Consider the following 23596-nt stretch of genomic DNA (forward strand, 5'->3'; position numbering starts at 1 on the left):
CCCCGGTGCCCGCCCGGCGCGCGCCCCCCCCCCCCCCCCCCCCCCCCCCCCCCCCCCCCCCCGCGGCAGCTCCCGGCAGCGCGGAGCGGCCGGCTCCGAGTCCGGCGTCAGAGCCGTGTCAAGACGACCGCAGCCGTCCATGGTCACGTCATTTGTCCGAATCCGTGGTCGTAGAGTCGACAGCGGCGTAGGCACCACACGCAGCACGAAAGACAATGAGGACATGGCACGCGGCAAGCTTCGGATCTACCTCGGCGCGGCACCGGGCGTGGGCAAGACGTACGCGATGCTCGCCGAGGGACACCGGCGCGTCGAGCGCGGCACCGACCTGGTGGTCGGCTTCGTCGAGCACCACGGCCGGCCGCGCACCGAGGTGATGCTGCACGGCTTGGAGGCGGTACCGCGTCGTGAGCTCGACTACCGGGACACCACGTTCACCGAGATGGACGTGGACGCCGTGCTCGCCAGGCGGCCCGCCGTCGCGCTGGTGGACGAGCTCGCGCACACCAACGTGCCCGGCTCCCGCAACGCCAAGCGCTGGCAGGACGTCGAAGAACTGCTCAAGGCGGGCATCGACGTCGTCTCCGCCGTCAACATCCAGCACCTGGAATCGCTGGGCGACGTGGTCGAGTCGATAACGGGCGTGCGGCAGCGCGAGACCGTGCCCGACGAGGTGGTCCGCCGGGCCGACCAGATCGAACTGGTCGACATGTCGCCCCAGGCGCTGCGCCGCCGCATGGCGCACGGCAACATCTACGCCTCCGACAAGGTCAACGCGGCCCTGTCCAACTACTTCCGCCCCGGCAACCTGACCGCCCTGCGCGAACTGGCCCTGCTGTGGACCGCGGACCGGGTCGACGAATACCTCCAGCAGTACCGCTCCGAGCACCGCATCCGCTCCACCTGGCAGGCGCGCGAGCGCATCGTGGTCGGCCTGACCGGCGGGCCCGAGGGGCGCACCCTGATCCGCCGGGCCTCGCGGATGGCGGCCAAGGGCTCGGGCAGCGAGGTGCTCGCCGTCTACATCGCCCGCAGCGACGGGCTCACCTCCGCATCGCCCAAGGAACTGGCCGTCCAGCGGACCCTGGTCGAAGACCTCGGCGGCACCTACCACCACGTGGTCGGCGAGGACATCCCCGGCGCCCTGCTGGAATTCGCCCGCGGCGTCAACGCCACCCAGATCGTGCTCGGCTCCAGCCGCCGCAAGACCTGGCAGTACGTGTTCGGCCCCGGCGTCGGCGCCACCGTGGCCCGCGAGTCGGGGCCCGACCTGGACGTGCACATCGTCACCCACGACGAGGTGGCCAAGGGGCGCGGCCTGCCGGTGGCCCGCGCCGCACGGCTGGGCCGGAGCCGGATCGTCGCCGGCTGGCTGGTCGGCGTCGGCTGCCCGGCGCTGCTGACGCTGCTGCTCACCGCGTTGCACGAGGGGCCCGGGCTCGCCAACGACGTGCTGCTCTTCCTCTTCCTGACCGTGGTCTCGGCGCTGCTCGGCGGGCTGCTGCCGGCGCTGGCCTCGGCCGCGGTCGGCTCGATGCTGCTGAACTACTACTTCACGCCGCCCACCCACACCCTGACCGTGCAGGACCCGCAGAACATCGTGGCCATCGTGATCTTCTTCGCGGTGGCCGTTGCGGTGGCCTCGGTGGTGGACCTGGCGGCCCGCCGTACCCACCAGGCGGCCAGGCTGCGGGCCGAGTCCGAGATCCTCTCCTTCCTCGCCGGCAGCGTGCTGCGCGGCGAGACCAGCCTGGAAGCGCTGCTCGAACGGGTCAGGGAGACCTTCGGCATGGAGTCGGTGGCGCTCCTGGAACGGGAGAGCGACACCAGCCCGTGGACCTGCGTGGGCAGCGCCGCGGCGCCCCAGGGGCTGTCGGCGACCGTGCCGCCACCGGCTACGGAGGGGCCGGTGGCGGACGGCACGACGGCGGAGGGCGCCGCGGCGGACGGACCGGGCGGGGCGCGCACCCCCGGTCCGGCCGCGGAGCTTCCGGCCGGTGCCGAGCCCGGTGCCGGTGCCGAGTCTGGGGCTGGGGCTGGGGCGCCGGCCGCCGCGCGAGCGGCCGGTACCGCCGCTCCGGCAGCCGCCGACGCCGCCTCGACGGCCGGTGCGGCTGGTGCGGCCGGTGCTGCCTCCCCGACGGCCGGCGCCGCCGGCAACCCCACCATGCCCCTGCGCCCCGAGGACGCCGACGTGGACGTGCCCGTCGGCGACCACCTGGCCCTGGCCCTCAACGGCCGGGTGCTGCCCGCCGAGGACCGCCGGGTGCTGGCCGCCTTCGCCGCCCAGGCCGCCGTGGTGCTCGACCGGCAGCGGCTGGTGGGCGAGGCCGAACAGGCGCGCCAGCTCGCCGAGGGCAACCGCATCCGCACCGCCCTGCTGGCCGCCGTCAGCCACGACCTGCGCACCCCGCTGGCCGGCATCAAGGCCGCGGTGACCTCGCTGCGCTCGGACGACGTGGCCTGGTCGGCGGAGGACGAGGCGGAACTGCTCGAAGGCATCGAGGACGGCGCCGACCGGCTCGACCACCTGGTCGGCAACCTGCTCGACATGTCCCGCCTCCAGACCGGCACCGTCACCCCGCTGATCCGCGAGATCGACCTGGACGAGGTGGTGCCGATGGCGCTCGGCGGCGTCCCCGAGGGCAGCGTCACCCTCGACGTGCCCGAGGAGCTGCCGATGGTCGCCGTCGACCCCGGGCTGCTGGAGCGCAGCGTCGCCAACATCGTCGAGAACGCCGTCAAGTACAGCCCGCAGGGCCGGCCCGTGCTGGTCGCCGCGAGCGCGCTCGGCAGCCGGGTCGAGGTGCGCGTCGCCGACCGCGGCCCCGGCGTCCCCGACAGCGACAAGGACCGCATCTTCGAACCGTTCCAGCGGTACGGGGACGCCCCGCGCGGCGCCGGCGTGGGCCTCGGGCTCGCCGTCGCCCGCGGCTTCGCCGAGGCCATGGGCGGCACGCTGACCGCCGAGGACACCCCGGGCGGCGGCATGACGATGGTCCTCACGCTGCGCGCGGCGGCCGGCCGCTCCCAGACCGTCCCCGACCTCCCGGCCCAGGCCATCACATGACCAGCTCTCGTACCGTACGTACGCCGGTACGTACTCGGCCAGAAAGGCAGTCACCATGCTGAGCTCTTCCGGGGGCCACCCCCGGACCCCCGGGCGGGTGCTCGTGGTCGACGACGAGCCGCAGATCGTGCGCGCCCTGGTGATCAACCTCAGGGCGCGCAAGTACGAGGTCGACTCGGCCCCCGACGGCGCGACCGCGCTCCGCCTCGCCGCCGCCCGCCACCCCGACGTCGTCGTCCTCGACCTCGGCCTGCCCGACATGGACGGCGTCGAGGTGATCAAGGGGCTGCGCGGCTGGACCCGGGTGCCGATCCTGGTGCTCTCCGCGCGGCAGACCTCGGACGAGAAGGTGGAGGCGCTGGACGCGGGCGCCGACGACTACGTCACCAAGCCGTTCGGGATGGACGAACTGCTGGCCCGGCTGCGGGCCGCGGTGCGCCGGGCCGAACCGGTCGGCCAGAGCGAGGGCGCCGTCCTGGTGGAGACCGACAGCTTCTCCGTCGACCTGGCGGCGAAGAAGGCCCACCGGGACGGCGCCGACGTCCGGCTCACCCCCACCGAGTGGCACCTCCTTGAAGTCCTGGTCCGCAACGCGGGCCGGCTGGTCAGCCAGAAGCAGCTCCTCCAGGAGGTCTGGGGCCCCTCCTACGGCACCGAAACCAACTACCTCCGCGTCTACATGGCCCAACTGCGCCGCAAGCTGGAGCGCGACCCCTCGCACCCGCGGCACTTCGTCACCGAGCCGGGCATGGGCTACCGCTTCGAGCAGTGAGTGGCACGGCGGGCCACGGGTACCCTGGGCCGTATGAGTGCCCCATCCCGCCCCGAGAAGCCGGCAGGCCCGCTGCGCCGGCTGCTCGACCGGCTGTCGACGTCGCAGGACGACCTGCACTCCGCGGAGCTGCGGCAGGACGCCGAGAACGCCGGGTGCGTCAAGATCGGCGACTGCGGCGACCGCCAGATCGTCAAGGTCGCCGGTACGCTGCGGACCGTCACGCTCCGGCCCCGCGCGGGCGTGCCCGCGCTGGAGGCCGAGCTGTTCGACGGGTCGGCCGCGCTGGACGTGGTCTGGCTCGGCCGGCGCTCGATCGTCGGCATCGAACCGGGCCGGCGGCTGATCGCCTCGGGCCGGATATCGGTGAGCCACGGCCGCCGCGTGCTGTTCAACCCCAAGTACGAACTCCGACCGCTCGGACAGGAGTAGCGGGTGACGTCTGACGACAAGTGGGCCTCCGACGGGTCCGGACCGCCCGGCAGGGCCACCCGCGGGGCGGACGCCGCCCCGCAGGCCGGCACCGACGCCGAGGCGGATGCCGCACAGAGCAAGGCGGCGGCCGACACGGCGCTCCTTGAGGCGTTCGGCGGGGTGCGCGGCATGGTGGACACCACCGTGCCCGGCCTGGTCTTCGTCCTCATCTACACGATCAAGCGGGACATCCACGTCGCCGCGCTCGCCGCACTCGCCCTGACGGTGCTGCTCGCGGTGGCCAGGCTGGCCCGCAAGGAGACCCTCAAGCACGCCTTCAGCGGCGTCTTCGGGGTCGCCTTCGGCGCCGTCTTCGCGATGATGTCCGGCGACGCGAAGAACTTCTACCTGCCGGGGATGCTGTACACGCTGGGGCTCGCCGTCGTGTACGTGCTCTCCGCGATCTTCCGGTTCCCGCTGATCGGCGTGCTGCTCGGGCCGATGCTGAAGGAGAACCTCTCCTGGCGCACCCGCAACCCCGGCCGGATGCGCGCGTACACCAAGGCCACCTGGGCCTGGGGCCTGATCCTGCTGGCCAAGTCGGCGATCCTCTTCCCGCTGTACTGGTGGGGCGACGCCACCCAGCTCGGCTGGGTCAAGGTCGCCCTCGGCATCCCGCCCTTCCTGCTCTGCGTCTACCTGACCTGGATCTTCCTGGCCAAGGCGCCGCCACCGATCGACGTGATCGCCGAGATGGAGGCCGAGGAGGCCGCGGCCGAGCGGGCCGAACAGGAGCGCACGGCGGAGCGCGCGGTGCAGGACGCGGTGGCGGACAGCGTGCGCGCGCAGACCACCGACGCGGTCCTGGAGCGGCTGTCCACGGACCCGGACCGAGCCGGCCGGGACGGCTCGACGCGCTAGCGGGTACGGGGCCGTCCGGCCGGCGGGCCGGGGCCCGGGCCGCTCGCCCCGGGCGGTGGCCGCCGCAGGACACGACGAAGGCGCCGGGCGGACTGGAACCCCCAGTCCGCCCGGCGCCTTTCGCCATCCAGCGCGCCACTTCCGGCCCCTGCCAGCCGCTCCCGTACGACCCCGCGGGGCGTACGCCGCGCGAGCCCGTAGGACCGGAGCCGTACGACCGGAGCCGTGCGGACGGAAGGCGTGCGGACGCGGGCCCCGTGGGGTGGACGGCCGCTCCGCGTGGCCGGGCGGGTCAGTCCGGCAGGTCCGCGTCCTCGCGGCGCAGCGACAGCAGGTCCTCCAACTGTTCCTCACGGGCCTGGGCCGCCACGAACAGCAGCTCGTCGCCGGCCTCCAGGACGTCCTCGCCGCTGGGCGTGAGGACCCGGGTGCCGCGGATGATCGTGACCAGCGAGGTGTCCTCGGGCCAGGCCACGTCGCCGACCCGGGTACCGGCGAGCGCCGCCTCGGGCGGCAGCGTCAGCTCGACCAGGTTGGCGTCGCCGTGGCTGAAGCGCAGCAGCCGGACCAGGTCGCCGACGCTCACCGCCTCCTCGACCAGGGCGGACATCAGCCGCGGCGTGGAGACGGCGACGTCCACGCCCCACGCCTCGTTGAACAGCCACTCGTTCTTCGGGTTGTTGACCCGGGCCACCACCCGCGGGACCCCGTACTCGGTCTTGGCCAGTAGCGAGACCACCAGGTTGACCTTGTCGTCGCCGGTGGCGGCGATGACCACGTTGCAGCGCTGGAGCGCCGCCTCGTCCAGCGAGGTGATCTCACAGGCGTCCGCGAGCAGCCACTCGGCCTGCGGCACCCGCTCCACCGAGATGGCGGTGGGCGCCTTGTCGATGAGCAGGACCTCGTGCCCGTTCTCCAGCAGTTCCGCCGCGATGGAACGGCCGACCGCGCCCGCTCCGGCGATAGCGACCCTCATGCCGCCGCCTCCTTGTCCACCGTGCCGCGCCCGCGGCTGCTGCCCGTCCGGCCGGCGGCGCTGCCGCCGCGGCCCCCGTCACCCGCGCCCAGCGCGCGCACCCGGCTCACGAGCCGCCCTCCGGCCCCTTGGCGAACGCCGCCTCGACGGACTCCACCTCGTCCGTCCGCATCATCACGTGCACCAGGTCACCCTCTTGCAGCACGGTCTGCGAGGTCGGCAGGACCGCCTCGCCCAACCGGGTGAGGAAGGCGACCCGCACCCCGGTCTCCTCCTGGAGCCGGCTCACCTTGTGCCCGACCCAGGCGGGCGAGGTGTGCACCTCGGCCAGTTGCACGCCGCCGCTCGGGTCGCGCCACAGCGGCTCCGCGCCCGATGGCAGCAGCCGGCGCAGCATCTGGTCGGCCGTCCAGCGCACGGTGGCCACCGTGGGGATGCCGAGCCGCTGGTAGACCTCGGCGCGGCGGGGGTCGTAGATGCGGGCGGCGACGTTCTCGACGCTGAACATCTCGCGGGCCACCCGGGCGGCGATGATGTTGGAGTTGTCGCCGCTGCTGACCGCGGCGAACGCCCCGGCCTCCTCGATGCCCGCCTCGCGCAGGGTGTCCTGGTCGAAGCCGACGCCGGTCACCCGGCGCCCGCTGAAGCCGGCCCCCAGCCGCCGGAAGGCCGTCGGGTCCTGGTCCACGACGGCGACGGTGTGCCCCTGCCGCTCCAGGGTCTGCGCGAGCGCCGCGCCCACCCGGCCACAGCCCATGATGACGATGTGCATCGGCCTGTTACCCCGCACTCCTGGTCGGCGAGCCAGCTCGCGTGAAAACCCTGCTCATATCTTCCTTCCGGGCATACGGGGCGACAACGAGGCCAACGGCCCCGGCGACGACGGTACGCGGCAGGAGTGAGTGTTGTCCGGCCAGGCGTCCGGCACAACGGTAGCCGCAGTGCCCGCGGCCCCGGCGCCGCCCCTGCGCCTGGCCACCCCGGCTCCCGTGCCCCCGTGGGCGAGCGACCCCCGGGGCCCCGCGGGGGCGCGCCCCGGGGAGTGGCGTACGCGGGCGGTCATGCCCTGGCCGCTCGCCGCCCTCGTACACCTGGGTGCGCTCCTCCCACCGAGACGGCCCCACCCCATCTCTCAGATGGCCCGGCGGGCCGCCCCCGGCCCGCCCCGCCCTGCCCGCCTGGCATGTGCCCCGTGGCGTGATCGCATCGCCCGGTGTGGGCCGGTCGGAGGACGCCCCGGACCTGCGGCGAGGCGCGTGCGGCGGGGGTGCGGGCAGCGAAGATCGCCGGCTACGGCGGCATTGCCGGGACGTCGGGGCCGCTCCGCCGACCCACAGGGCACCCCCTCGGATCGCGTCAAGCACCCCGCTCGATCACGCCAGATGCCGTCCTGCCTGAGATCGTTCTGGCTAGGATGATCGCCCGTATTCCGCTTCAGCTCCGCGCGCCACCCACCCCCGTCGCTTGAGGACTTGATGACACAACAGATATCGGAGGTGGTGCTCTGGTGTGTCGCCGGTGCGCTGCTGGTCGTCGCCGTGCTGCTGCTGCGGCAGCGACAGATCGCGGCCCGTCTGCGGCAGCACAACGCCGCGCTTGAGGGCAGTCTGCGCGCCCGCGACGAAGAGGTGCGCCACCTGGTGGAGGTGCGGTTGCCGGCGGCCGGCGATTCCAGCCACCAGTCGCTCCCCGAACCCGGCCTGCTGGACGAGCAGTTGACCGGCACCGCGTACGCCTGGCACCTCCAGCAGGCCACCGAGCTGTTCGCCGGGGCCGTGGAGAAGGCGCAGACCCGGGCCGACCAGGCCGCCAAGGCCGCGCTCAAGGCGTCGATGCGCGCGCTCCAGGGGCTCGCGCACGAACAGCAGCTCGCCATCTCCGGTATGCAGGACCGGCACGACAACCCCGACGTGCTGCGCGACCTGTTGGAGATCGACCACGCCAACTCGCAGTTCGGCCGGCGGGCCCAGGCCATCGCCGTGCTCTGCGGCTCATGGCCCGGCCGCCAGCGCGCGGCCTCCCCGCTCTTGGACGTGGTGCGCGGCGCCACCTCCCGGATCAGGGACTACCGACGGGTGCGGGTGCACGCCCAGGTCGACATCGCTGTCGTCAGCCGGACGGTGGAGCCGGTGGTGCTCGCCGTGGCCGAACTCCTGGACAACGCGGCCCGCCACTCGCAGCCCAACACCACCGTCGAGGTCAACCTCCAGCCCGCGCACAACGGCGCCTGCGTCGTCATCGACGACGCCGGCGTCGGCATGGACGGCCAGGAGGTCGAGCGCGCCGCCCGGCTGCTGGCCGGCCGCCAGTCCGTGGACGTCTCCCGGCTCGGCGACCCGCCGCAGTTCGGCTTCGCCGCCATCGGCGTGCTCGCCGCCCGCTACGGCTTCAGCGCCTCGGTGGACACCCGCTCCCCGTACGGCGGTGTGCGCGCGGTGCTCTTCCTGCCGAGCGCGCTGCTCACCCACCTCGCCGACGACGCGCCCGGCACGGTCCCCGCGGCCCCCGCCCGGCCGGCGATCCCCACGGCCCCCGCGGCCGGCACCACCCCCCGCACCACCCCCCGCACCCACGCCGCGCCCGCCGCGCCGCCCGAGTCCGCCGAGGCGTCGGCGCGGGCGCACGACGAGCAGGAGGCGCCACCGACCGTCCACGGCGCGACCGCCGGCGGCCTGCCCAAACGCCGCAGGCGACAGCCGCTCCAGGGCCAGCAGGCCGCAACCGCCGCCCCCCAGCCCGCCGCCGAGCAGGCCCCGGCGCGCTCGGCGGCGGAGACGGCCCGGCGGATGGGCGCCTTCGCCCGCGGGACCAGGTCAGGGCGCGCCACCAACCCCAACGATGAGGAAGGGAACCCCCCGGCATGACCAGCGTGAACGATCACATGACCAACGACCTGGGCTGGATGCTCGACGAGGCCGTACGGATGCCCGAGGCCAGCCACGCCATCCTGCTGTCGGCCGACGGCATGTTGCGGGCCCACTCGCAGGGCATCGGCCGCGACGAGGCGGAGCGGCAGGCCGCCGCGCTCTCCGGGCTCCAGTCGATCAGCCGCAGCACCGCCGAGTTCTGCGCCCGGGAGACCACCCCCTGGCGGCAGACCCTGGTCGAGTTCGCCGACGGCTACGTCTTCCTGGTGGCCGCGGGACAGGGCGCCTACCTGGCGGTGTCGGCCACCGCCGAGGTGGACATGGAAGCCGTCACCTACCGCATGCAGAAGCTGGTGGACCGGCTCGGCAAGGAACTCACCAGCCCGCCCCGGCGCGGCGTCGCCGAGCAGGGCATCGGCAGCCCCGCATGACCTCGCCCCGGCGCGAGCGGGGACTGGTCAGGCCCTACGTCGTCACCGGCGGCCGGGCCTACCCGACCCGTAACACCTTCGACCTGGTCACGCTGGTCATCGCCCAGCACGACCGGCCGCTGGTCGACCTCGGTCCTGAGCAGCGGCGGCTGGTGGAGTTATGCCGGGGTGGCGCACTGTCGGTGGCGGAGGTGGCCTCGCACCTCGGGCTCGCGGTCAGCGTCACCAAGGTGCTCCTCGGCGACCTCGTCGACAGCGGACACATCGTCACCAGGGCCCCCATCCCCAGGGCCCAACTCCCCGAATCCCAGCTCTTGCAGGAGGTGCTCGATGGGCTCCGCGCTCGCCTCTGAGGACGTCTATCTGCGACAGACGGTCCGCACCGCGGTCAAGCTCCTGGTCGTGGGCCACTTCGCGGTCGGCAAGACCACGTTCGTCGGGTCCCTCTCGGAGATCAAGCCGCTGCGCACCGAGGAGACCATGACCCAGGCCGGCGCCCTGGTGGACGACCTCGCCGGGATAGACGACAAGTCGACCACCACCGTCGCCATGGACTTCGGCCGGCTCACCCTCACCGACCAACTCGTGCTCTACCTGTTCGGCGCGCCGGGTCAGAAGCGGTTCACCCGCCTCTGGCAGGACATGACGCAGGGCGCACTCGGCGCGCTGGTGCTCGCCGACACCCGGCGCCTTGACCAGTCCTTCGACGTGATGGGCCTGCTGGAGGAGCACGACCTGCCGTACGCGGTGGCCGTCAACCACTTCGACGGAGCGCCCCGCTACGACGACGAGGAGATACGCGAGGCGCTGGACCTGCTGCCCGACACGCCGCTGGTCACCTGCGACGCCCGGGACCGCACCTCGTCCACGCACGCGCTGATCTCCCTGGTGCAGTACCTCCAGGCCCGCCACGCCCACCAGAGCCAGGGCCTCGCCTGACCCCCCGCCCCGACGGGCCGGCCACCGCCGGACCGCCAGGGCGGCGCCAGCCCCGCACCACCCCGCACCCCCCCGGGCGCTGAGCCCGGCCCCGCCCGCATGCCCACCCCCCACCCCCGTCCGTACCCGTCCGCTCACCGCCCGCAGCCACCGCCGGCCCCCACCGGCCGGCGCGGCCCGGTGGGCGCACCCCGTCCCCTCACGATCAGGAGCACGCGTGACCTCTCACCCCGACGTCGGCTCCGGGCCGCCGCCCGGCTGCCCGGCCCACTCAGGACGGCCCAGTGGCGTGCCGATGTACGGCCCCGACTTCGCCGCCGACCCGGCCGCCGCGTACGAGGAGATGCGCCGCTTCGGCCCGGCCTCCCCGGTGCTGCTCGCCCCCGGCGTGGACGCCACCTTGGTCACCGGCTACCAGGAAGCGCTGAGCGTGCTGCGCAGCCCCGAGACGTTCGCCAAGGACCCGCGCCGCTGGCGGGCCCTGGCCGACGGCCGGGTGCCGATGGACAGCCCCGTCGTGCCGATGATGATGTACCGGCCGAACTGCCTGTTCGCCGACGGCGAGGAGCACCGCAGGCTGCGCCAGGCGGTCACCGACTCGCTGGAGCGGATCGACCCCAACGCGCTGCGCGGGTACGTCGAGGAGAGCGCCGACACCCTCATCGACACCTTCTGCGCGCGCGGCGAAGCCGATCTGCTCAATGACTACGCGCGTATCATCCCGCTGCTGGTCTTCAACCAACTCTTCGGCTGCCCACCCGAGTTGGGTGACCAACTGGTGGCCGGCATGTCCGGGATCTTCGACGGCGTGGACGCCGAGAAGGCCAACGCGCTGCTCACCCAGACCCTCATCGAACTGGTGGCGCTCAAGCGCGCCAAGCCGGCGGCCGACGTCACCTCCTGGCTGATGGCGCACCCCGCGGAGCTGTCCGACGAGGAGATGATCCACCAACTCGTCGTCCTGATGGGGGCCGGCACCGAGCCGGAACAGAACCTCATCGCCAACGGGCTGCGGCTGCTGCTCTCGGACGACCGGTTCGCCGGCAACCTGGCCGGCGGTAGCCTGCCGGTCGACGACGCCCTGGACGAGGTGCTGTGGGCCGACCCGCCGATGGCCAACTACGCCGTCCACTACCCGGTGCACGACCTGGACTTCTCCGGCCTGCGGCTGCGCGCGGGCGAGCCCGTGGTGGTCAGCTTCGCCGCCGCCAACACCGACCCCTCGCTCTCCTCCGACCAGCGCGCCGGCAACCGCGCCCACCTGGCCTGGAGCGCGGGCCCGCACGCCTGCCCCGCCCAGAGCAGCGCCCGGCTGATCGCATCGGTCGCCGTGGAGAAGCTGCTCGACCGGCTTCCCGACCTCGAACTCACGCGCCCCGTCGATGAGTTGGAGTGGCGCCCGGGACCGTTCCACCGCGCGCTCAGCGCGCTCCCCGTCCGCTTTCCGGCGGTCGCCGCCCCCACCGCGGGCGCGCCGACCGCAGCCGTCAGTTCAGCGCCAGCCAAGACCGACGAGACACCTGGAGAGATGCCATGGAACGCCAGTCCTGCCCCGTCGCCATCGACCCCACGGGCCGCGACATCCACGCCGAGGGAGCCGAGCTCCGCGCCCACGGGCCGGCGACGCTGGTGGAGCTCCCTGGCGGGGTGGTGGCGTGGGCGGTGACCCAGCAGGCCGTGATCAAGGACCTGCTGGCCGACCCCCGCGTCTCCAAGGACGCCCGCAAGCACTGGCCCACCTGGATCAACGGCGAGATATCGCCGGAGTGGCCGCTGTTCACCTGGGTCGCGGTGCAGAACATGTTCACCGCGTACGGGGATGACCACAAGCGGCTGCGGTCGCTGGTCTCCAAGGCGTTCACGCTGCGCCGCACCCAGGCGCTGCGCCCGCGCGTGGAGGCGATCACCACCGAACTGCTCGACGACTTCGAGCGCGCCGAGCCGGGCGCGGTGGTGGACCTGCGCGAGGCGTACGCGTACCCGCTGCCGATCCGGGTGATCTGCGAGCTGTTCGGCGTCACGGACCCCGCCCTGCGCGACGGGCTGCGCTCCTGTGTGGACAGCATCTTCCACACCTCGGCCGACCCGGCGGAGGTCACCCACACCTACACCGAGATGTACCGGCTGCTCGGCGAGCTCATCGCCGACAAGCGCGAACACCCCGGCGACGACCTGACCACCGGCCTGATCGCCGCCCGCGACGAGGACGGCGACTCGCGGCTGACCGAACAGGAACTCGCCGACACCCTGCTGCTGATGATCAGCGCCGGCCACGAGACCACCGTCAACCTCCTCGACAACGCCCTGCACGCCCTCCTCACCCACCCCGAGCAGCTCGCGCTGGTCCGGGCCGGCGAGGCGAGCTGGGACGACGTCATCGACGAGACGCTGCGCTCGCAGGCCCCGGTCGCCAACCTGCCGCTGCGCTACGCGGTGGAGGACATCGAGCTGGACGGCCTCACCATCCGCAAGGGCGAGGCGATCATGGCCGGGTACGCCGCGGCCGGCCGCGACCCCGAGGTGCACGGCGCCGACGCCGACCGCTTCGACGTGACCCGGGCCACCAAGGACCACCTCTCCTTCGGCCACGGCGTGCACTTCTGCCTGGGCATGTCGCTGGCCCGGCTCGAAGCGAGCACCGCCCTGCCCGCGCTCTTCGAACGCTTCCCCGACGTGCACCTCGCGGTCGCCCCCGACGAGCTGGTTCCGGTGGACTCCTTCATCTCCAACGGCCACCGCAGCCTCCCCGCCCGCCTGCACCGCCACCCCTAGGGAAAGTCAGGGGGCGCCGCTCACGGGTGGCGGGTGGGCGGCGCCCGAGCCGACCCCCTACGATCCTCTGCGTGTCCAAACTGACCGACCTGCCGAAACGGATCTTGATCGGCAGGGCGCTGCGCAGCGACAAACTGGGCGAGACCCTTCTCCCCAAGCGCATCGCCCTGCCGGTCTTCGCCTCCGATCCGCTCTCCTCCGTTGCGTACGCGCCGGGTGAGGTACTCCTCGTGCTCTCCGTGGCAGGCGCGTCGGCCTACCACTTCAGCCCGTGGATCGCCGCCGCGGTCGTCGTGCTGATGTTCACGGTGGTCGCCTCGTACCGCCAGAACGTGCACGCCTACCCGAGCGGTGGTGGCGACTACGAGGTCGCCACCACCAACCTCGGCCCCAAGGCCGGACTGACCGTGGCCAGCGCGCTGCTGGTGGACTACGTCCTCACGGTCGCGGTGTCCATCTCATCCGGCGTGGAGAACCTCGGCTCCGCGGTGCCCTTCGTCATCGAGCACAAGACGCTGTGCGCGGTCGGCACCATCGTGCTGCTGACCCTGATGAACCTGCGCGGGGTCAAGGAGTCCGGGAAGCTCTTCGCGATCCCCACCTACGTGTTCGTCGTGGGCGTCTTCCTGCTGATCGCCTGGGGCGCCTTCCGCGGCCTGGTGCTCGGCGACGACATGCACGCGCCCACCTCCGACTACGAGATCCACGCCGAGAAGACCGGCCTGGCCGGCTTCGCCCTGGTCTTCCTGCTGCTGCGGGCCTTCTCCTCCGGCTGCGCCGCGCTCACCGGCGTGGAGGCCATCAGCAACGGCGTGCCCGCCTTCCGCAAGCCCAAGAGCAAGAACGCGGCCACCACGCTGCTGATGATGGGCACCTTCGCCGTCACCATGTTCTGCGGGATCATCGGCCTGGCCATGGCCACCGACGTGAAGATGGCCGAGAACCCGGCCAAGGACCTGCTGCACGACGGGGTGCCGGTCGGTGCGGACTTCACCCAGGACCCGGTCATCTCGCAGGTCGCAGCGGCGGTCTTCGGCGACGGATCGTTCCTGTTCGTGGTGCTCGCCGCGGCCACCGCCCTGGTGCTGTTCCTGGCCGCCAACACCGCGTACAACGGCTTCCCGCTGCTCGGCTCGATCCTGGCCCAGGACCGCTACCTGCCGCGCCAACTCCACACCCGCGGCGACCGGCTCGCCTTCTCCAACGGCATCCTGCTGCTGGCCCTCGCGGCGGCCATACTCGTCTACGTCTACGGCGCCGACTCCACCAAGCTCATCCAGCTCTACATCGTCGGCGTCTTCGTCTCCTTCACGCTCAGCCAGATCGGCATGGTGCGGCACTGGAACCGCCACCTGAGCACCGAGAAGGACCCGGCCAAGCGCCGCCACATGATCCGCTCCCGGGCGATCAACGCCTTCGGCGCCTCCTTCACCGGCCTGGTCCTGGTCGTCGTCCTGGTGACCAAGTTCACCCACGGCGCCTGGGTCGCCCTCCTCGGCATGGTCATCTTCTACGTGACGATGAGCGCGATCCGCCGCCACTACGACCGGGTCGCCGAGGAACTCGCCTCCGACGAGGAGCCCGAGGACTCGGTCCGCCCCTCCCGGGTGCACGCCATCGTCCTGGTCTCCAAGGTCCACAAGCCCACCCTGCGAGCCCTGGCCTACGCCAAGCTGATGCGCACCGACCGGCTCGAAGCGATCAGCATCAGCGTGGACCCGGCCGAGACCAAGGCGCTCAAGGCGGAGTGGAGCGAGCGCGGCATCGACGTACCGCTGAAGATCCTCGACTCGCCCTACCGCGAGATCACCCGCCCGGTCATCGACTACGTGAAGAGCCTGCGCCGGGAGAGCCCGCGCGAGGTGATCAGCGTCTTCATCCCCGAGTACGTGGTGGGCCACTGGTACGAGCAGTTGCTGCACAACCAGAGCGCCCTGCGCCTCAAGGGCCGGCTGCTGTTCACCCCCGGCGTCATGGTCACCTCGGTGCCCTGGCAGCTCGACTCCTCCGAGGCGGCCAAGCTCCGCGCCCGCAAGCGCGCCGAATGGCACGCCCCAGGCGCCGTCCGCCGCGGCCCGGTCACCCGCCCCACGAAGCGGGAGAAGGCGGGCAGCGGGAAGTAACAGCGCGCTGCGCGGCACGCCTGCGGGCGGCTGCTGGTGCGGCACGCGCCGGCCGGGCCGCCGAGCCCCGGCCCGCCGGCGGCTCACGAAGCCCCGGGGGCCCGTCACTGCGGTGGCGGGCCTTTGGCGTGGTGGGGGAGTGGGGGCGTACGCGCCGGTGCGGGGTCCGGGCCCGGGGGGCCCGGGCGGGGCGGCGGGCTCGGCACCCGTGCGGGGCGGGCTCGGCTCTCGTGCGGGGCGGGCTCGGCCGGGGCGGTCGGTGCTGGCTGGGGCGGCCGGCGCCGGATGTGGGACGTAGACTGATGAGCTGGCGTCCTGCCGCCCCTCCCCGCCGCTACGGCAGCCCGGAGCCGCGTCCGCCGCGCCCCGCGCCACCAGTACCGACCACACTGTTCGCCCCGCTCGCCCGCCCTCCCGTCAGGAGCCACCCCGCCGTGACACACCGCACGAACCGCACGCACCGGCAGCGCCCGAACCGTCCGCGGCACTCCGCCGCGGGCCCCGGCTCCGCCACCGCGAACGGCGCCGCCACCAGCGGCGGCGCCGGTGCAGGTGCCGCTGTGGGTGCCGGCGAGGGCGTGGCGGCCGAGGCCGCGGAGCGCGGGCCCGCGGCCCGCTCGCTGGTCGGCGAGCGGTACGAGGTGGAGGTGGGCCCGGTCGCCCACGGCGGGCACTGCGTGGCCCGCACCACGCTGCCGGGCGAGGAGCGCCCGCGGGTGCTGTTCGTCCGACACACCCTGCCGGGGGAGCGGGTGGTGGCCGAGGTCACCGAGGGCGACGCGGACTCCCGCTTCCTGCGGGCGGACGCCGTGGAGGTGCTGACGGCGTCGCCGGACCGGGTGCCGGCGCCGTGCCCGTTCTCCGGCCCCGGCGCGTGCGGCGGCTGCGACTGGCAGCACGCGGCGCCCGGCGCGCAGCGCCGCCTCAAGGTCGAGGTGATCACCGAACAACTGGCCAGGCTGGCCGGCCTCACCCCGCAGGAGGCGGGCTGGAACGGCACGGTCGAGCCGGCCCCCGGCGACAAGCTCCCCAAGGGCGAGGTGCCGGCGTGGCGCACCCGGGTGCAGTACGCGGTGGACGATGAGGGCCACGCCGGCCTGCGCCGCCACCGCTCGCACGAGGTCCAGCGCATCGACCGCTGCCTGATCGCGGCGCCGGGCGTCAGCGAACTCGGCGTCGAGGCCCGCACCTGGCCGGCCGTGGCCGAGGTGCAGGCGATCGCCGCCAGCGGCTCCTCGGACCGCCAGGTCCTGGTGGAGCCGGTGCCCGGGGGCAGGCTGCCGATCGTGGAGCTCGACCGCCCGGTGTCGGTGCTGCGGATCGACGAGAACGACGGCGGCGTACACCGCGTCCACGGCCGCGGCTTCGTCCGCGAACGCGCCGACGGCCGCACCTACCGGGTCGGCTCGGGCGGCTTCTGGCAGATCCACCCCAAGGCCCCCGACCTGCTGGTGGAGGCCGTCATGCAGGGCCTGACCCCGCGCAAGGGCGACATGGCGCTCGACCTGTACTGCGGCGTCGGCCTGTTCGCCGGCGCACTCGGCGAACGGGTGGGCGACCGCGGCGCGGTCCTCGGCATCGAATCCAGCAAGCGCGCCGTCGAAGACGCCCGCCACAACCTGGCCGACCTGGACCGGGTCCGCATCGAACACGGCAAGGTCGAATCGGTCCTCCCCCGCACCGGCATCACCGAGGTCGACATCATCGTCCTGGACCCACCCCGCTCAGGCGCCGGCAAACAAACGGTCACCCACCTGGCAAGCCTCACCCCCCGCCGCATCGCCTACGTGGCCTGCGACCCGGCCGCCCTGGCCCGAGACCTGGCGTACTTCGCATCGGCGGGGTACAAGCCGCGATTCCTGCGGGCATTTGATGTGTTTCCGATGACTCATCATGTGGAGTGCGTGGCGATTTTGGAGCCGGTGGCTAAGGGGGCCTGACCTGTGGTTTTGCATTTCAGATGGTCAGCTCGACCTGTTTTCGCTTGCGGAATGCGTCGACTGAGGTCGCTTGTGCAGAACGCTCTGAGCTGCAGGTTCAAGGGCCGGCGTGGGTCTCGCGGCGACGTGGCGGTGCGCAATGCAGAATTCTTGACGCTCGGATGATGCTCGAATATCGGAAGCTTCAACCTCGGACCTCTCTGGTTCAGGGCCGCAGACCGGGACTGTTGGCGTGGGGCAAGGACTCCGGTTCGGGGGAGCGACTGCTCCTCGCCAGCGCGGCACTGCTGCACTCCGTCGCTCGCAATCACGCGCTGATCGACGGCAACAAGCGCACCGCCTGGCTTGCCACGCGTGTCTTCCTGCGGTTCAACGGCGTCAGCACCAGTACCGCCCCGCCTCCCATCTCCGTGGCTGGCCCGTTTGTCGAGGAAGTCGCGCAGGACAGCATCGATGTACTGGCTATTGCCAAGCGCCTGTCGGCTTGGCTCCCCGTTTCCTGACGTTTGACGTAGTGGGTACAGGACGGAATGAGGTTCTGGGAGCGGCGCTGGCTCCTGGCACTCCGCCGGGGGGCTGACCCGGTCGTTCAGCGGGTGGATTCGTATGCTTTCACGAGACGGGGCAGCGGGTCCGCTCGGCGCGAGAATGGCCTCCCACGCGTCTTCCCGTTTGGGCGGCACGCAAGGTCCACATTGGCTACGGCGGTCTCTTCCTAACCAACACCCGCCCCGGCCTTCCCAGCGGTCACGGAACCACTATCCGTGCTCCTCGCGGCCCCCGTGCGCACTGATCCGGTCCTCTCGCCTCCAACAAGCTGTGTCTGCGGTGTCCACCGTCCACGTCCACAGCTTGGAGAGACAAGGTGCCGGAGGAATGGATACGGGCTTTCGTGGCGGACTCTGGATCCGAGCGCAGGGAGCGTCTGCGGGTCAGCGGCACGGAGGTGCCCATCAGCCTGCTGGTGGTGAAGCTCGTGGAAGATTCGGGGCGCGCTGGAAGTTGAGGCCTCGCCTTGATCCTGAGTATCCCTTGCCCAAAGCCCTGGTGCGTCCGGACTACGCGGTGGAGACACCGGGACGCATCACCGGCTTCCTGGAACTGAAGGCGCCAGAGCACGGCGACACGCCCGACGGCTTCATGAAGCGGGACAGGGAGCAGTGGGAGCTGATGCGCGAACCGCGGTGGCCCGGTACCGGTCCGGTTCCTGCGGGCGCAACTCGGGCGCGCAGGCGCGCCCGGACGAGGGCTCGTGCGGCGGTGAGACAGTCGTGGTTCTCGTCGGTGGCCTCGGCAGCGTCGAAGGCCGGGATGCCGCCCAGCTCGTGCTCCGCGTCGTCGAAGTTGTCCATCCTGGTCTTCGGTGCGTAGGACGCCGTGTAGGCGTCGCTTCCCCGGCCCTGCCGGTCGGGAAGATTGGGTGGGTGCCAGTCCTTCGTGCCCACGACGACGAGGACCTTCGGGGTCACCTCGCGAAGGCGGTCGTGGCGAGCGGTGCATAGGGCTGGGCCGCTGGGTCGTTCAGAGCCGCGCCCCGGCCGGGCGCGGCGATCATGACGCGGGCGCCGAAGCGTGCGTCGACGGCTCACCGGCAGGTTCGGGGTTGACGGGCGCGCTCGCCGTAACTCGAGTCGGTGATCGCCAGCGGGTTCACGAACTGGCCGACGCGCGGGCTATCGGCCGCCGAACCGCTCGGCGAAGGGAGGGCATCCCTTCGCCCTCCGATTGCCAGGAAGCCGTGGAGAACCGCGCGGCGCACGTCGCGGCGAACGGCCCGTCGTAGCAGGCAGGGCCGTGCGGCTCCGTGGCCAATGCCACGGAGCCGTACGTTGGTTACCGTCAGAAGCCGACGCTTGGATTGTCCGTGTCCTCTTCCGGGTCCACGCTGTACAGCGGGCGGTCCTCGATGCCTAGGGCGCGCATCAGCTCGTTGGTCGGAATCCTGTACCTACGTCCGATGCGGAGGACGGGGCAGGGGAACTGGTGCTCGCGGATCAGCCGGTACGCGGTCGTCGAGCCGATTCCGAGTGCTCGTGCCGCCGTGCGCAGGTCCACTGCGACGGGCAGGTCGAACATCTCCGTGAAACTGAGGCGGCCCTCTGTCGGGTCCTTCACCCTCGCCTCCCCGCAGGGCGGACCGGCCGGGTATCCGCGCGGCGCCCGGGCCGTCGCCTCCTCCCGGGGCTGTGACCCGCCGAACGGTCTTGTGACCCGTCGTTGGTGTCGATGAAGATTCCCTGTCGGCGTAGATGGTCCGGGCGCACCCGGAAACGCAGCGGTGCGCACAGCCCGTCCGGGCCGTCTGGACGGTCGACCCGTACGTCCAGGCGCTCCGCCACCGGAGCATCCGCCTCTTCGCCGGACGCAGCGAGAGCGCGCTCCTCGGTGATGCGTTCGATCTGGGTGGAGGGAAGCTCCCGCAGCCCTTCCCGGGCGAGATGCCACGCCCTGGCGCGCGCCGCGTGCAGCAGGGAGGAGTCGGTGAGACAGCTCGCGCCGTCCCGATCCGCCAGCTTCTCCAGGAGAGCCAGGACCATCTCGGCCTCCACGTCCGACCGGTCGGCCCGCAGGCGAGTGCAGACCCGGTGGACCGTCCCGGTCAACCGGGGCAGGGCCAGCCAGATCGCCAGGAGTTTCCCCGTGCTGTCTGGAGTCAGGTCGCTCTGCGCCGTACGGATGACCTCCTTCCAGATCGTGGTGGCGAACTGCGGGTCGGAGCCGGGGCCGTACAAGGCCTCGTGCGTCTCGGCGGCGGTCAGTCGGACCGGATCAGCCTCGTCGGCGTCCGTGGGGACGAACACGAAGACCGCGTCACTGGTCCGGGGATCGTCGAAGTGCCGCCTCACCGAGGCGAACGCACTGCTGTGCAGTGGATACATCAGGAAAGGTCCTCTCTTCGAACTGTGGAAACCCGAGTCCGGAGGTGCTGGAGATACCGAGATGTTTGACGAGGTGGGTCCTGTGGGGGCGTACGGCCTCATATCCGTGTCAAGCGGAGGTGAGTCCCACCAGCCTCACTTTGATGCGTGAGCATGCGGTAGTGGTCTTCTCGACCAGGTAACGCCGTCTTTGGCCGCGAGCGTGTAGCAAGCGCGGCAGCCAGGCCGCGAGCTCGCTGGTGACGAAGTCCGCGAGGCTGGTGGGTGCCCGTACAGAACGGGCACCCACGAACTGTTGAGCTCAGGCGGTCTCGGAAGACGAGTTGTCCGGCGCCTCGGTGGGCGGGGTCGCCGGGGTGGGGTCCTCGGTCCGGACGACCGCTCGCCGGCGGCGGCTCGGCGGCCAGTCGGGAGACTGGCGCAGACGGGCTGCCCGGCGGTTGCGCTGACGGCTGTTCATCGGGTTCGCGGTTCCTCTCTGATGAGTCGATGGATGACTAAGCCGCCGTTTCGTGCTTCTGCGAGCGGCTGGTGCCATCGTGCCCGGGGGCGAAGCGGGGCCGCAGAGCGAAAACTGAGGGATAACTGAGCCCCCGGGGGGGCGTGAAGAAGCAAGCGCGTGTGAAGCGGCACGGCGCGGCGCACGGATGAAGGAGCGCCGGCGAGGGGCCGGATCACCGGCTGCGGCGCGGTGAGGGGGAGGCGATGGAGGGGTACGTGCTGGGCCCGGTGCGAGCCGAAGGGGGCGGCGGCAGGAGGGTGGTCGAAGGGTCGAAGGTGGCGGCCCTGTTCGCGCTCCTGGTGACCTCGCCAGACTGCCGATGTAAGAGGAAGGACATCGCCGAAGTCCTCTGGGAGGGCGTTGAGGATGTCGGCGATCTGGTTAACCGCGTCGTCGCCGACCTGCGGAAGCGGCTGGGCCAGGAGTTCGTGCCCCATAGCGGCAAGTCGGGTTACTGCACGCTCCGTGTGCCGGTGGGTGACGTCGACCTGCTCCGTTTTCGCGAAAAGGTGAGGCAGGCTGAGGGACTGACCTGCAAAGCGCAGTTCGAGCTGCTCGGCGCGGCCTTGGAGGAGTGGGACGGCGAGGACGAACCGCTCCACGGACTGTCCGAGGCCGGCTTCCTCTTGCGTCGGGAGGAGCTAAGGGCCGAGTTGATGGCCGCCGTGTACGCGCGACTGGACGCAGCCCACAAGTCTAGGGAGGTCAAATGGCTGCGCGAGGAGACGGAGAAATGGTTCGAGCGCGCGCCGGAACTACCTCAGATCTTCCGATTCTACCTACTCGCCCACGCAGACTTGCCGGAGTCCCGACGTGAGCGGCTCATCAAGAAGTGGGAGAAGCGCAACGGAAGAGCGGACGTCGATGTACAGAGCGCCATCGACCAAGTCCGGGGAGAGGGCCGCCGGCCGGGCGGGGCGCTCCTGCCCCCTGTTCCCGACCAGTTGCCCGGCGGCAGGCGCAAGCCGATCGGGCAGGACGAGCTGATCGGTGACCTCTTCGAGGCCGTGTGTGACGAACAGGACGCCGGCAATCTGGCGCTGGTCCTGATCAGCGGCATGGCGGGCGTCGGGAAGACCACGGTGGCCGAGAACCTCGCCGGTCGGCTGCGGGAGCGGTTTCCCGACGGGGTGCTGCGCGGCGAACTGAACGGATTCGCCGACGGAGATGTGCGGCCCGCCGAACCGGACGAGGTCCTAGACGGCTTTCTGGCCGTGCTGCCGCCCTACACCACGGTGACCGGAACGGAGAGCAAGAGCAACGCGCTGCGGTCGGCGCTGGCCCACCGGTCGGTGCTCATCGTCCTCGACGACGCGCTCAGCGCCCAGCAGGTGCTGCCGCTGCTTCCCGGAGACGGTACCTGCGCCGTGATCGTCACCAGTCGTAATGACCTCTTGCGGCTGCAGTCCGAGAGAAAGGTGCTGTTCCGCAAGATGGAGCCGCTGCGCGAGGCGGACGCCCTGGAGGTGCTCCAGGAGAAGGTGTCGGCCGGGGACCGGGCCAAGCACGCCGTGCCCTTCAGCAAGCTGGTCCACCTCTGCGGTCGGCTGCCGTTGGCCCTCGTGGTGGTGGCCCGGCTCTTGGAGATGGGTGCGCGTCCGCTGCATACCCTCCCTGCCCTGGTACGGGAGATGGAGAAGGAGTTGGAGCGGGCGAGGCTGGACACCCTGGACCTGCCCGAGCACGAACTGTCGGTCCGCGCCGCGCTCAACTGCTCCGTGCGCGTGCTGAATGAGGAAGCCCGGCTGCTGCTGTGGCAGCTCGCCGTCCATCCCGGGCCCAGCGCTTCCTGGGAGGCGGTGATGGATCTGGGGCGGGCAGTGGATGAAGGTACCCGCACCGACCGGGCCCTGGTGGACCTCGTGGCTGCGAACCTGGTGGAACATCACGGCGACCGCTACGGGCTGCACGACCTCGTGCGGGCCTTCGCCCTTCGGCACGTGCGGCCGGTGCCGGACGGAGAGAACGCGGAGATCGAGCAGGCCACCGTACGACAGGTGTTGGAACACCAGCTGCACAACGTCCGCGCCTGCGACCGGGTGCTCGACCGCGAGCGCACCCTGCCCACCGGCGAGCCCGGAGCGGTCAGGGTCACCGACCCTGCGGACCTTGCGGAGGCGATGGCGTTCCTGGACGAGGAGTACGCCACCGTCCAGCGAGGCATTCACTTGGCAATCAAACGGCGTATCGACCGGTACATATGGCTGCTTCCGATGGCCCTAGTCATCTACCAGTGGCGCCGTCGCCTGCTCGATGATGCGCGGCAGAACCTCCGGTACGCCGCCGAGGCGGTGGAGGCCGTCGCTGGTCCAGTCGATTGCGCCATGGTCCACCGGTCACTGGCAGGGACCCACTGGCGGCTCAGTGAGTACGACTTGGCGGTGGGCGCCCTGCGCAGGGCCGTCTGGCTCAGCGAGAAGGACCGCAGCACGGAAGGCCGGCTGAGTCTGGCCCGTACGCTGCACCGGCTCGGGCTCACCCTGCGCAAGCAGGACGACTTGACGGGAGCGGAAGAAGTGCTCCGCCGAGCACTGGAGTTGTGTCGGGAGGTGTCCGACCGGGTCGGGAAAGCGGCGGTTTTGAACGTCCTCGGCGCGATCCACCTAGACCGGGGCGAGCACGAGCGGGCGCTCCGTCGGTGCGCCGACGCTCTGGGCGTGGTGGAGTGCACGACAGAGCGCAGCGGTCTGGCCGATGTGCTGTTCACCCTGGCCAAAGTGCACCTGGCCCGTTCTGAACGGGACGAGGCCATCACCCTGTACCGGCAGGCCTCCGACATCTACCGCGAACAGGAGAACTGGCCCAACGAGGACAAGGTACGGATGCTCTTCGCTGACGTCCTGGTGTCCGTCGGCGACACCGACGCGGCGGTGCGGGAGCTGGAGAGAGTCATCGTGCTGCGTGAGCTGATGCACGGTGAGGGGGTGCGGGAGGTCCGGGAGCGGCTGGAAGCGCTGAGGTGACCCGCCCGGGCGGCGGCCGTCGGATTA

The 23596-nt window shown here is 71.8% G+C and carries 19 protein-coding genes; 14 read left to right on the forward strand and 5 right to left on the reverse strand.

Annotated features, from left to right (window positions below; genetic code table 11):
• Positions 1-223: 223 nt before the first annotated feature.
• The 4 genes from ACMA1D_RS22630 to ACMA1D_RS22645 are packed head-to-tail and all read left to right on the forward strand — an operon-like array spanning position 224 to position 5177.
• The gene (locus tag ACMA1D_RS22630) at positions 224-3070 is read left to right on the forward strand and encodes a DUF4118 domain-containing protein (protein WP_414725838.1); all 2847 of its coding nucleotides are present in this window, start codon (positions 224-226) and stop codon (positions 3068-3070) included.
• A 55-nt stretch (positions 3071-3125) separates the two neighbouring features.
• Positions 3126-3842 carry a response regulator gene (locus ACMA1D_RS22635; RefSeq protein ID WP_414725839.1) on the forward strand — a complete coding sequence of 239 codons (717 nt, stop codon included), beginning with the start codon at positions 3126-3128 and terminating at the stop codon, positions 3840-3842.
• A 33-nt stretch (positions 3843-3875) separates the two neighbouring features.
• Positions 3876-4274, forward strand: a complete 399-nt coding sequence (locus ACMA1D_RS22640; protein WP_414725840.1) for an OB-fold nucleic acid binding domain-containing protein — start codon at positions 3876-3878, stop codon at positions 4272-4274.
• Between the two features lie 3 nt (positions 4275-4277).
• Positions 4278-5177 (forward strand): DUF3159 domain-containing protein, encoded by a 900-nt coding sequence (locus ACMA1D_RS22645; protein ID WP_414725841.1) that lies wholly within the window; start codon positions 4278-4280, stop codon positions 5175-5177.
• A gap of 292 nt (positions 5178-5469) precedes the next feature.
• Here ACMA1D_RS22645 and ACMA1D_RS22650 read toward each other — a convergent pair whose 3' ends face one another.
• Both ACMA1D_RS22650 and ACMA1D_RS22655 read right to left on the reverse strand, forming a co-directional pair.
• Positions 5470-6153: a TrkA family potassium uptake protein gene (locus ACMA1D_RS22650; protein ID WP_349994951.1), complete on the reverse strand. Its 684-nt coding sequence runs from the start codon at positions 6151-6153 to the stop codon at positions 5470-5472.
• A 106-nt stretch (positions 6154-6259) separates the two neighbouring features.
• Positions 6260-6943: a potassium channel family protein gene (locus tag ACMA1D_RS22655; RefSeq protein ID WP_414725842.1), complete on the reverse strand. Its 684-nt coding sequence runs from the start codon at positions 6941-6943 to the stop codon at positions 6260-6262.
• Between the two features lie 685 nt (positions 6944-7628).
• On the opposite strand from ACMA1D_RS22655, the gene ACMA1D_RS22660 reads away from it, so the two are divergent.
• The 9 genes from ACMA1D_RS22660 (at position 7629) to ACMA1D_RS22700 (ending at position 17728) form a co-directional block, all read left to right on the forward strand.
• Positions 7629-9017: an ATP-binding protein gene (locus tag ACMA1D_RS22660; RefSeq protein WP_414725843.1), complete on the forward strand. Its 1389-nt coding sequence runs from the start codon at positions 7629-7631 to the stop codon at positions 9015-9017.
• Positions 9014-9451, forward strand: a complete 438-nt coding sequence (locus ACMA1D_RS22665; RefSeq protein WP_414725844.1) for a roadblock/LC7 domain-containing protein — start codon at positions 9014-9016, stop codon at positions 9449-9451. The genes ACMA1D_RS22660 and ACMA1D_RS22665 overlap by 4 nt, the downstream gene beginning before the upstream one ends.
• A complete protein-coding gene (locus tag ACMA1D_RS22670) occupies positions 9448-9804 on the forward strand; it encodes a DUF742 domain-containing protein (protein WP_349994948.1) in 357 nt (118 codons plus the stop codon). Before ACMA1D_RS22665 ends, ACMA1D_RS22670 begins: the two co-directional genes overlap by 4 nt.
• Positions 9782-10390, forward strand: a complete 609-nt coding sequence (locus ACMA1D_RS22675; protein WP_414725845.1) for a GTP-binding protein — start codon at positions 9782-9784, stop codon at positions 10388-10390. Before ACMA1D_RS22670 ends, ACMA1D_RS22675 begins: the two co-directional genes overlap by 23 nt.
• Positions 10391-10685: 295 nt before the next feature.
• The gene (locus ACMA1D_RS22680) at positions 10686-12056 is read left to right on the forward strand and encodes a cytochrome P450 (protein WP_414725875.1); all 1371 of its coding nucleotides are present in this window, start codon (positions 10686-10688) and stop codon (positions 12054-12056) included.
• On the forward strand, positions 12053-13162 hold the full coding sequence (locus ACMA1D_RS22685) for a cytochrome P450 family protein (protein WP_414725846.1): 1110 nt from the start codon (positions 12053-12055) through the stop codon (positions 13160-13162). Before ACMA1D_RS22680 ends, ACMA1D_RS22685 begins: the two co-directional genes overlap by 4 nt.
• 71 nt (positions 13163-13233) lie before the next feature.
• Positions 13234-15285, forward strand: coding sequence for an APC family permease (locus ACMA1D_RS22690; RefSeq protein ID WP_414725847.1), 2052 nt, complete (start codon positions 13234-13236; stop codon positions 15283-15285).
• A 578-nt stretch (positions 15286-15863) separates the two neighbouring features.
• Positions 15864-17225, forward strand: coding sequence for a class I SAM-dependent RNA methyltransferase (locus ACMA1D_RS22695; protein WP_414725876.1), 1362 nt, complete (start codon positions 15864-15866; stop codon positions 17223-17225).
• A gap of 161 nt (positions 17226-17386) precedes the next feature.
• Positions 17387-17728, forward strand: a complete 342-nt coding sequence (locus ACMA1D_RS22700; protein WP_414725848.1) for a Fic family protein — start codon at positions 17387-17389, stop codon at positions 17726-17728.
• Between the two features lie 555 nt (positions 17729-18283).
• On the opposite strand, the gene ACMA1D_RS22705 is transcribed toward ACMA1D_RS22700, so the two are convergent.
• The 3 genes from ACMA1D_RS22705 to ACMA1D_RS22715 all read right to left on the reverse strand — a co-directional run bounded on the left by ACMA1D_RS22705 (position 18284) and on the right by ACMA1D_RS22715 (position 20104).
• On the reverse strand, positions 18284-18694 hold the full coding sequence (locus ACMA1D_RS22705; protein WP_414725849.1) for a hypothetical protein: 411 nt from the start codon (positions 18692-18694) through the stop codon (positions 18284-18286).
• Positions 18695-19064: 370 nt separating this feature from the next.
• Entirely contained in the window at positions 19065-19301 is a 237-nt protein-coding gene (locus ACMA1D_RS22710) for a helix-turn-helix domain-containing protein (protein WP_414725877.1), read from the reverse strand.
• Positions 19302-19336: 35 nt separating this feature from the next.
• The gene (locus tag ACMA1D_RS22715; protein ID WP_414725850.1) at positions 19337-20104 is read right to left on the reverse strand and encodes a hypothetical protein; all 768 of its coding nucleotides are present in this window, start codon (positions 20102-20104) and stop codon (positions 19337-19339) included.
• A 705-nt stretch (positions 20105-20809) separates the two neighbouring features.
• On the opposite strand from ACMA1D_RS22715, the gene ACMA1D_RS22720 reads away from it, so the two are divergent.
• Positions 20810-23569 carry a tetratricopeptide repeat protein gene (locus tag ACMA1D_RS22720; RefSeq protein WP_414725851.1) on the forward strand — a complete coding sequence of 920 codons (2760 nt, stop codon included), beginning with the start codon at positions 20810-20812 and terminating at the stop codon, positions 23567-23569.
• The last annotated feature ends 27 nt before the right edge of the window (positions 23570-23596 follow it).

The sequence above is a fragment of the Streptomyces sp. 796.1 genome, assembly GCF_047525675.1.
Taxonomy (GTDB): Bacteria; Actinomycetota; Actinomycetes; order Streptomycetales; family Streptomycetaceae; genus Streptomyces.

Coding starts and splice junctions, on each gene's coding strand:
- ACMA1D_RS22710 (WP_414725877.1), bottom strand. CDS start 19,301: ATGTTCGACCTGCCCGTCGCAGTGGACCTGCGCACGGCGGCACGAGCA.
- ACMA1D_RS22660 (WP_414725843.1), top strand. CDS start 7,629: ATGACACAACAGATATCGGAGGTGGTGCTCTGGTGTGTCGCCGGTGCG.
- ACMA1D_RS22715 (WP_414725850.1), bottom strand. CDS start 20,104: ATGTATCCACTGCACAGCAGTGCGTTCGCCTCGGTGAGGCGGCACTTC.
- ACMA1D_RS22635 (WP_414725839.1), top strand. CDS start 3,126: ATGCTGAGCTCTTCCGGGGGCCACCCCCGGACCCCCGGGCGGGTGCTC.
- ACMA1D_RS22700 (WP_414725848.1), top strand. CDS start 17,387: ATGATGCTCGAATATCGGAAGCTTCAACCTCGGACCTCTCTGGTTCAG.
- ACMA1D_RS22670 (WP_349994948.1), top strand. CDS start 9,448: ATGACCTCGCCCCGGCGCGAGCGGGGACTGGTCAGGCCCTACGTCGTC.
- ACMA1D_RS22630 (WP_414725838.1), top strand. CDS start 224: ATGGCACGCGGCAAGCTTCGGATCTACCTCGGCGCGGCACCGGGCGTG.
- ACMA1D_RS22675 (WP_414725845.1), top strand. CDS start 9,782: ATGGGCTCCGCGCTCGCCTCTGAGGACGTCTATCTGCGACAGACGGTC.
- ACMA1D_RS22665 (WP_414725844.1), top strand. CDS start 9,014: ATGACCAGCGTGAACGATCACATGACCAACGACCTGGGCTGGATGCTC.
- ACMA1D_RS22680 (WP_414725875.1), top strand. CDS start 10,686: ATGTACGGCCCCGACTTCGCCGCCGACCCGGCCGCCGCGTACGAGGAG.
- ACMA1D_RS22720 (WP_414725851.1), top strand. CDS start 20,810: ATGGAGGGGTACGTGCTGGGCCCGGTGCGAGCCGAAGGGGGCGGCGGC.
- ACMA1D_RS22650 (WP_349994951.1), bottom strand. CDS start 6,153: ATGAGGGTCGCTATCGCCGGAGCGGGCGCGGTCGGCCGTTCCATCGCG.
- ACMA1D_RS22640 (WP_414725840.1), top strand. CDS start 3,876: ATGAGTGCCCCATCCCGCCCCGAGAAGCCGGCAGGCCCGCTGCGCCGG.